Here is an 8,478-nt window from a genome sequence, read left to right as displayed (position 1 = left end):
TTAAAATATATAAATGTTAATATTAACATCTACTTATAAAAAAGGATGTTATATCTTGAAATACCTTACTCTTTTAAGTGTATTAACACTTAGTGCTTGCAGCTCTGTACAATATTTACCGGCGCTTGGCGAAGGCACTATTGCTAATATGAATTTAATAGCTCTTTCGGAGCAGAGCGCGCCACAAGGTGTTAGCGGTACATTTCAGTTTTATATTAAAACTGCAGGCTCTCAGTACGGTGACGTATTTTTAAATACTGAAGCTGACTATCGTGATCGACGTGCTATTACAATTTCAATTGATTCAAAAGTAGCTGCTAAACTCACCGAAAAATACGGACAATCAGCCAACACATTTTTTATAGGTAAAACAATTGAAGTAACAGGTGAAGCGAAGCGGGTAACTATCGATTTTTTAAGTAAAGGCAGAAAAACCAATAAATATTACTATCAAACACATGTTGCTGTTAACTCAATAAATCAACTTCGCATTGTTGAGTAACATCAGCCAGCTTGTTGAGGCATCGGATTGATTACTAAGATACTTATTGGCTAAGGGTATGTTTTACAGTGGTACTGTTTTTATATACAGTACCACTGTAAATCTCAATGAATACTAAAATAACAAGCTTAATGTTAGTCGCGCTGTTCTTGGCTCTATTGGATGAAAGTGGTTATCTTCAACGCCTTGTGCTGATTCGCCAGGTAAACGCGATGCATAATAGTAATCTATATCGTGGTCGGTGCTATTAAATAAGTTAAGTAATTCAAAGTTTACTTTCCAGTGAGTCTGCTCATAGCTAATTGCGCTATTTACTACTGTTAAAGGCTCCGAACGCTCGTCACCATCGCTAGTTAATGTACGTTTGCCAATATGGCGAACTCTAACTGATGACTGCCATTGCTCACTTAAGTGCCAATTTAAACCTGTACTTGCAACAACAGGAACAGCACCTTCTATATAATGATTATTGTCATTAATATCTAAACGTGAATGCGTGAACGAGGTTTCTGCGTCGATACTAAAGCTGTCGTTAATCCAATAATAAGCGCTTATTTCTAATCCGTAACGTTTAGATGCATCACTTGGTTCTGTGTTACCCGCATCGCCAACAAATAAAAGCTCTGAGTCGAGTGTTAGCCACCAAAGTGCAGCTGATAGATTAAACTTTTGCTCATCAGCAAATCGGACGCCTATTTCAGCGCCTTCACTTTTAACTAATAAGTCAACTTGCTCTGCTTGCTCACCGGTAACAGGGTCAATATTAATAGTAGATCCGCGCGCATCATTTGAATGAAAAGATTGTCCCCAATTAGCATATGCAGCTACTAAATTTGTAAAACGGTAATTTAAACTCCCTTTAAAACTTACTAAATCATCCTTTGCTTTTCCTGAATTTACGGCGGTAATACTAGTCACGTTTGTATCAAAATAGTCGTACCTAACGCCAACGGTTGCTTCAAGTTTTGGAGTAAGTAAAAGTTTAGACTCCCAAAAGCTTGAGTAGCTCGTTTGCTTTAGTTCATCTTGCCTAACCGTACTAAGTCGCTCTCTTGCTTGTGTGTTATAAAGCCCTACGTTATCTATGTCGTCGTGGCGAAGCTCAATACCTACGGTATGTTGTATGTTTATATCTGATGTTTTGGTTTCAAACTGGTAGCTTATATCTGTTCCATAAATATTTCGGCTATCTTGCTGATTAAACTGATCGCCATTAATTGGATCATTTAAAAAATAACTAAAATTAGAATACAGGTTTAAATCGTAATTAATTACATAAGCGCTGGCTTTTATATGCTCGCCCTGCCAGTTACTCGATAAGCTATAACGGCTAGAGCTACCGCCAAGTGTGGTGTCAAGAGAGCCTAATTGAGTAATTAAATTTTGTGATATAGCGCGCTGTGGAATTTGATCTGCTGAATTCCATGTATTGTCGTATGCCATGGCACTTATTGATAAGTCACCATCAAAAGCTTTACCAACATAGCGCAGTAGGGCATTCTTTTTATTTACATCTTCGTTTATATCATCCCATGGGCCGTCATAGCCTTGCCATTCTGCCGCTGCAATTAGCTTACCTGTTGCAATGTTAGTAGATCCCAGTACAACAGCGCGTCTATAATTATCTTCTCCTATACTGAGTTCAACTTGGTGATGTTTTAGGTTATCAGCAAGTTGAAATTGAGCACTACCAGCGGTTGAAAAGTCACCTTGGCTTGCGCTATATGAGCCTTTTTGATAGTTAATAGTTGAAATAGACTCAGGGATTATAAAGTTTAGGTCGGTGTAACCTTGTCCGTGGCCATGGCTGCGCATATTAATTGGCATGCCATCTATGCTGGTGGCAAAGTCGGTGCCGTGATCTAAATTAAACCCCCTAATAAAGTACTGATTAGCTTTACCAGAGCCGCTATGTTGAGTGACCGCCATACCTGGGATTAACTCTAACATTTCGGCGCTTCTTAACATTGGGCGCTGCTGAATTTCACCTTGACCAATAATACCACTAGATGCGCTGATTGACTCACCAATTAGCCCATCTCTGTGACCATAAACGGTTAATTTTTCTATGTTTGCATAGCTATAACCACTATACAAAGTGCCTAGCGCTAAAATTGCTAATGTTCTCATGACTAAAATCCCTATCTAATGTATTTGTTATTAATGCAGCTATGTTAAATACGGCTTAGATAATTTATTGGATGCTACATTTGTTGGTTATTTGTAATTATTTAGGGGTGAGTAAAGATGGGTAACTTAAAAACTACGCCGCACGCTATTGTAATCTTATTACATAAAACTAATAATCGAGTGCTTTAAATGACTGTATAACACTAACAAGACAGAGAGCCCGTATTGAAAGCCAAAGAAATCCGCAATTTTTACATTAACGAAGAGCAATCTGTTTATTTGCTTTCGCACCGCGATGCTAAAAAACACCGCCAGTGGCTTAATATTTGTATTAAGCAGCTAACACTGCTGGGCTACAAAAACGTTGAAATGATTGGCTCGGGTGCTTTTGGTTTTGTGTTTGCAGGTGATGACGATAACGGCTTACCTTGGGTATTTAAGTTTTCGCGTATTACACTTGCCCAAAGTGTACGCGACCGCCTAGAAGACGAAGCGTATATGCTTTCGCAAATTAATAACCCCTTAGTGCCTACCTTTTATGCATTTGAGCGAATTAAAAAACAAGGGATTTTAATGATGGCTCGCGCCATTGGAGAGGACCTTGAAAAAGTATCGCTTAAAACAGGGCGCTTTAGTGCCGCGCAAATAATGGCGCTAGCTGTTAGGTTACGGAATGTATTAATTGATTTACGTAGTCACAAAAACGGCGTTAGCCCACAACCTATAGTGCATGGCGATATAAAACCTTCAAACCTTGTTTGGGATGCAAACACTAATGCGCTTTCGTTAGTGGATTGGGGCAGCTCTGTGTATGCACAGCTTGATAGTGATGGTAACCCTGTTGCCAGTAACTTTATGGATTTAATGTCGGGCGATTTAAGCACAACGAATGCGCGTATGGGCGATGTGTACTTTATTGGTGAAGCGCAAATGTCGGGGGAGCAATCATCCCCACGATTTGACGAACAAGGTGTAGCCGCTACGTTGTATGCGTTAGCGTCGGCGCAGTCGTGCCGCTTTGGTGCGCAAGCCATCCCTGCAAGCAGCTTAGGGCTCCCAAAAGAGCTGGCTAAGGTGATTGATGGCATGTTGTCAAAAAGTAAGGCCATACGTGATGGTGCTGGTGATTACTTTATGCGTAACATTACAACTATGGCCAAAATGTATTTACCTGAGCTTGATAAAAAACAAAGAAAAGCAGATATTCCTTTTTGGTATGGCAACGACGAGCAGCCCGACACAGTGGTATATAGTTCACGAAAACAGTTTTTACGCCAAGCCGATCATAACAAGCAATTACTAGATATAAACGACGCGCAACTTGACCGCTATTATAAAGAGTTTTTGTTTGATACAGGCGATACCGAAAAAGCATTTTTGGCATCAATAAGCCGATTAGCTAAGTACCCTGTAGTAGGTGGGCTTAGTTTTCATTGGAAGGATGAGTCAATGTTTGTTGAATCATCTTTAATTATGCATGACGAATCATTGGGTGATGCGTTTAGTGATGCGATTAATAACACAGTGATGCTTGCGCAAGCGATTAATCAAAAAGGGTTATTTAAGTGTTGTTTGTTTGATGCCCGTAAAACTATTCAGTTAGAGCGAGATGGCACCGGTGCATTTAAGTTTGATAGCCTACCAGAGCTTGAATACGAAGTTGTAAGCATGAAAGCAAACGACATAACCCGCCCGCATTCATACTTTGAAGACGGTAAAGACCCTGATGAGCAACTACAGCTACCTAAAAAAGTTATTAAATGCGTATTTGAGCTTAACCAAATTCATCATACGGGGTGTATTATTTTTGAAGCACTGCCGGACAGAATGAAGATTCACCATTACTACCGCTTACTCGATTCGAGCAAAGAGGTTGAGTTTAAACGTTTGCTAAATAAACTAATGCAATACGCGGTAAATATTACGGACGTGGGTGTTGCGGGCTTTATGAAGTTGCCATATAAAAACACCCGTGAGTTTAGTTTATGTGAGCAGCAACAAGAGCATTACTTTCCTAAAAATCCGAAAATAAGAGGTGTTAAGTAACACCTCTTATACAAACTTAATTATAGCTCTTTTTCTATAGCATTTTGAATAGAATATGCGCGATCATCTACTTGATTGGCCGCATTCAAAATTGGAGAGTGGTTTAATGTCAGTACACCTTTATTATAAGTAGCAAAGTTGTTTGCGTTATGTACATCACCGTAATTTTGTATAATTATTTTTTTCAAATCTTCTTGAATAGCTTCTTGAGACAAGTCATCCGAGCATAACTCTTTGAAAGCTTTGATAGTTGGCTCAAAGTATACCAAAGGCCAAGTTTGATCAAATAAATGAGCGTAATCATCTATAGCAATCGTATCCCAGTTAACATCGATTTCGAATTCAAATTTAGCTGCTTTAAAAATTTGTTTTTTCAAAGAATCTAGACGATTTTCTTGAAATTCTCTTGCAGCTCTTTTCTCTTTAAGTCCCATTGTCATTCCTTTATATTTGACAGGTTAAAATATATAATTGGTTACAATACTTTATTGAAACCTTTCTCTATTAAGTTATTAATGTTTTTCGGTAGTTGTTGATTAAAATCCATAGTAATGTAAATTTCTGCTCCAGAAAGTCTCATAGAAAATTTAACATCTTTTTTATCATGAAAATGAAACTCTTTTACTTTTTTTAGTGAAGACATAAAAAAATCATCACTAGCTAAATCTTTTATATTTTCAGTTAAAAAATCTAACAAAGTTGAAATGTTTTCTGTTTCAGTTTTATTTATCTTATCGAATCCATCATATTTAAATTCAAATTCTAAAGAGTAGTTTTTGTTTAACATTTCTTTTATTAAATCTGTTTTCTCATCTATGTTAATTAGCTCTTTATTATTTTTATTTTTTTGAGGTAAGTTTCCTGCAATGAAATTAGAGTGGGTACTAGAATCGTGCAGAATTAAATGAGTGATGTATTTCATGTTGAAAAAAGTAATATCATCTGAGCTATCAATCAAGGTTAGGAGGCTTGAATTAGAATCTAATGAATCAAAAATACCAGAGTATTTATTACCAAATTGGTCGAATACTGAGACTTTAAAATCAATATTAAAGTCATTTTTACTATTTTGCATACGCTCAAGTAATTTTAATGGGGTATTAGTATTTGTAGAAGTATTAAACATGACAGTCCTTATCATTTATGGTGCATCCTATGAAACAAATATAACATTTTTTTTCAGGGACAAACAATACCTTTAAAATAAAAATTTAATTTTTTAAAACACCTTACTAAAGGGCGACGTTGGTGATAGCTCAAATTGATGAGTTAGCTTTTGCGTTTTATTAGTCGCTGTAATTTGATAGTGCTGCTTGTGCTCATTGTTACTAAATAGCTTAACGTTAAAGTTAACTTTGGTTAGTTTACTAGGCAAAGAGTAGCGCCCAGTAATGGTTACTTGGTCTATATTGTCGCTTTTATGTTTATGAGACGCTTCTGGGTTTAGCAAAAGTCCGTCAATAGTAAATTTATATTGATGATCCGCTAAATAAACGTTCTTTTTAATTCGCTTAGTTATTAGCTTTTTATGAGCGTTAAACTCAATTATTGACACTTTGCCATCCTTGTTTTCATCAACCCCTTTAAAAGCCGACATAGGGATTGAAAGTACAATAAACACGTTATTATCAACAAAATTCAGCGTACCGTGCTCTGCAACCATTAAATGAGCGTTTGCTAATGTTGATGTGCTCAATAAGCCCAATGTGGTCACACTTAACAGATAATTTTTCATATAAGGCATAACTTACTCCTAATTAAACTTCGCCTTTAACGCAGCGTTGAAAAAACGGGTAAGTGTCTGTTGCGTAGTAGTGGTATATCCCATCAGGAAACTCAGGTGTTACGCCAACGCGGCCATTACATTCATCTAAATCACCAGAGCCTGCTACGTATTCCCAATCTTGTGCAAATGTACCTAATGGGTATATATCGGTAGAAGGGCGGTTTGCGCTTACAGATGTTATGTGTTGGTAGCTACCGGTCATTACGGTTAGCGCTGAAGTTGCATCATTTGAGTCTGCATAGCCGTAACGTGCATATATAGGAAAGCCATCTGCTGCCCAGCCTATTAGAGTCATAGTGGAGCTATTGCCACCTCGCAGTGTGACAAAGCCTTCAGGCATACCGTGATAATGATATGTGCCATCGGGTTGTACGTGTGCATTGTTGTCGTCTGTTCCAAAACTAAACGTGTCTTGGCTTAAAGCTTCTATATTCCAATTACCGCTGTTGTCGCCTAAATCACAATCGGTGCCTGAATCATCGCAACTTCCGCCTGTGCCGGCGTCTATTTTAATGCCGTTAAGTACAACACCTATCATTCCACGAGGGCCACCAAGCATGGTTGCTTGTGTTGTTTCTACAGGCTCAAGTGTGTAGCTTTCATTTACTGATTGTTCAGAAATAGTATTTGGGTTATCGGCATTAGGGAATGTACCTACTTCGTGATCAGGTATGCCATTAGCGACTATGTCGCGTGTAGTTCCTGTGCATGACCAATCTGCCACGCTGGTGGCCTGTACTGATACTGACTCGTTATATTCACTGTAGCTATATTCGCACAGCACGCCTTGGGTTGAGCTACTCGTACCTGTACCGTTATCTAAGGTGGTTGGTGATGAATCTGTAGTTGTTGAGGTATCAACTATGCCTTCGCCATCTCCGCAAGCAACTAACGATGAAACAACTAGAGACAAGGTGCTTAGTTTTATAGCATTTACCCTATTTGAGTTTTTAATATTAAGTGCGTGTAGTTTCATTGCTGCTTACCTGATCAATTAAGTTACTCAAACAATAATCAGCAATTGTGCAAATAATGTGTAAACAATGATGACAAATTAGCAATGATGTAAATAGACGAAGTATTAAAGCTAAGTTTAGATTTAACTTTATTGGATTGTGTTTTATTTTAAAATTTCAAAAGTTAAACTAATGCAAAAATAGCTAATATAAAAGGTTACCTTAATGGCTAAAACAAAACCTGTAGTGACGTTACAAAGTCACGGTATTTACTCTAAGTGGGATAGCGAAAGTAAAGCACTGCCACAAATAGAGCAATTTACAACAAATGTAATAGCTGAGGTAGATGTTGAGTTTGGCTTAATCGTAAATATTAAAAAGGGTAAAGGCGAAAAGCTTCACTATTGTATATACCATCCAGATATTCCAGACAGTGACGGTGATGTAATGGACCCCTTTGAAGGCGACGTATACGTTAAAAACAGTGATTGGAACTTTTATTTAGGCGACACGCTTTGGTTACCAATAGAGAATAAGTTGGGTGATTGGCGTATGACGATTGAGCTAAATGGAAAAATTATTGCTGATAAAACTTTTAAGGTGGCATTAGAGGTAGAGCGTACTGAAACAGATTTTTGGAAAAACCGAGGGTATTGATTTCTATTTGTTAGCTATACGGCGTGGATGTAATAAAAATTAATAAAAGAGACTTGTAGAGCCATTTAAAATAGCTCTACAAAATTAAATTAGCGTGTTTAGTTACCCCAAGGGTTACTAGAATTAGAGCGTTGTTTGCGATCACGAGCACGTTGCTTTGATGCTTTTTTTTCCATAATACGTTTTGCATCACTAAAACTTAACTCACATGGCTCACCAGGTTTATGATCAGCTGGGATAACGCGATCACGTGGCGGTAATTCGTATTGCACATCATCAGGTCTAGGTAAGTTTTTTAAGCGATAAAGGTAAAAGTTATCTACTTTTTCTTGTGCCCATTGTGTTTTACGTAAAAATTTAACCGCTGACTTTATATCAGGATTGTTTTTAAAGCAGTTAAG

The 8,478-nt window shown here is 37.6% G+C and carries 9 protein-coding genes; 3 read left to right on the top strand and 6 right to left on the bottom strand.

Annotated elements, in window-relative coordinates; genetic code table 11:
• Positions 1-55 precede the first annotated feature (55 nt).
• Positions 56-502: a hypothetical protein gene (locus H5072_RS06320; protein ID WP_182693030.1), complete on the top strand. Its 447-nt coding sequence runs from the start codon at positions 56-58 to the stop codon at positions 500-502.
• Between the two features lie 114 nt (positions 503-616).
• On the opposite strand, the gene H5072_RS06315 is transcribed toward H5072_RS06320, so the two are convergent.
• Positions 617-2,632 carry a TonB-dependent receptor gene (locus tag H5072_RS06315; RefSeq protein WP_182693029.1) on the bottom strand — a complete coding sequence of 672 codons (2,016 nt, stop codon included), beginning with the start codon at positions 2,630-2,632 and terminating at the stop codon, positions 617-619.
• A 225-nt stretch (positions 2,633-2,857) separates the two neighbouring features.
• Between H5072_RS06315 and H5072_RS06310 the strand changes: the two genes are divergently transcribed.
• Positions 2,858-4,678 carry a protein kinase domain-containing protein gene (locus tag H5072_RS06310; RefSeq protein ID WP_182693028.1) on the top strand — a complete coding sequence of 607 codons (1,821 nt, stop codon included), beginning with the start codon at positions 2,858-2,860 and terminating at the stop codon, positions 4,676-4,678.
• Between the two features lie 20 nt (positions 4,679-4,698).
• Here H5072_RS06310 and H5072_RS06305 read toward each other — a convergent pair whose 3' ends face one another.
• From H5072_RS06305 to H5072_RS06290, 4 genes are all read right to left on the bottom strand, one after another.
• Complete coding sequence (locus H5072_RS06305) at positions 4,699-5,112, bottom strand: hypothetical protein (protein WP_182693027.1); 414 nt, start codon at positions 5,110-5,112, stop codon at positions 4,699-4,701.
• Positions 5,113-5,153: 41 nt separating this feature from the next.
• Entirely contained in the window at positions 5,154-5,804 is a 651-nt protein-coding gene (locus tag H5072_RS06300; protein ID WP_182693026.1) for a hypothetical protein, read from the bottom strand.
• A 93-nt stretch (positions 5,805-5,897) separates the two neighbouring features.
• The gene (locus tag H5072_RS06295; RefSeq protein ID WP_182693025.1) at positions 5,898-6,422 is read right to left on the bottom strand and encodes a hypothetical protein; all 525 of its coding nucleotides are present in this window, start codon (positions 6,420-6,422) and stop codon (positions 5,898-5,900) included.
• 13 nt (positions 6,423-6,435) lie between these two features.
• Positions 6,436-7,440, bottom strand: coding sequence for a YHYH protein (locus H5072_RS06290; RefSeq protein WP_182693024.1), 1,005 nt, complete (start codon positions 7,438-7,440; stop codon positions 6,436-6,438).
• A gap of 205 nt (positions 7,441-7,645) precedes the next feature.
• Here H5072_RS06290 and H5072_RS06285 point away from each other — a divergent pair, with 205 nt between their 5' ends.
• A complete protein-coding gene (locus tag H5072_RS06285) occupies positions 7,646-8,077 on the top strand; it encodes a DUF3859 domain-containing protein (protein WP_138489047.1) in 432 nt (143 codons plus the stop codon).
• Between the two features lie 98 nt (positions 8,078-8,175).
• On the opposite strand, the gene H5072_RS06280 is transcribed toward H5072_RS06285, so the two are convergent.
• A partial coding sequence (locus tag H5072_RS06280) for a VF530 family DNA-binding protein (RefSeq protein WP_182693023.1) occupies positions 8,176-8,478 on the bottom strand: 303 nt, incomplete at its 5' end.

The organism is Pseudoalteromonas sp. SR45-5 (genome assembly GCF_014163565.1).
In the GTDB taxonomy this organism is placed as follows: Bacteria; Pseudomonadota; Gammaproteobacteria; order Enterobacterales; family Alteromonadaceae; genus Pseudoalteromonas; species Pseudoalteromonas distincta.
This window is presented reverse-complemented; position numbering and strand designations above follow the sequence as displayed.

Coding starts and splice junctions, on each gene's coding strand:
- H5072_RS06315 (WP_182693029.1), bottom strand. CDS start 2,632: ATGAGAACATTAGCAATTTTAGCGCTAGGCACTTTGTATAGTGGTTAT.
- H5072_RS06305 (WP_182693027.1), bottom strand. CDS start 5,112: ATGGGACTTAAAGAGAAAAGAGCTGCAAGAGAATTTCAAGAAAATCGT.
- H5072_RS06300 (WP_182693026.1), bottom strand. CDS start 5,804: ATGTTTAATACTTCTACAAATACTAATACCCCATTAAAATTACTTGAG.
- H5072_RS06295 (WP_182693025.1), bottom strand. CDS start 6,422: ATGCCTTATATGAAAAATTATCTGTTAAGTGTGACCACATTGGGCTTA.
- H5072_RS06290 (WP_182693024.1), bottom strand. CDS start 7,440: ATGAAACTACACGCACTTAATATTAAAAACTCAAATAGGGTAAATGCT.
- H5072_RS06285 (WP_138489047.1), top strand. CDS start 7,646: ATGGCTAAAACAAAACCTGTAGTGACGTTACAAAGTCACGGTATTTAC.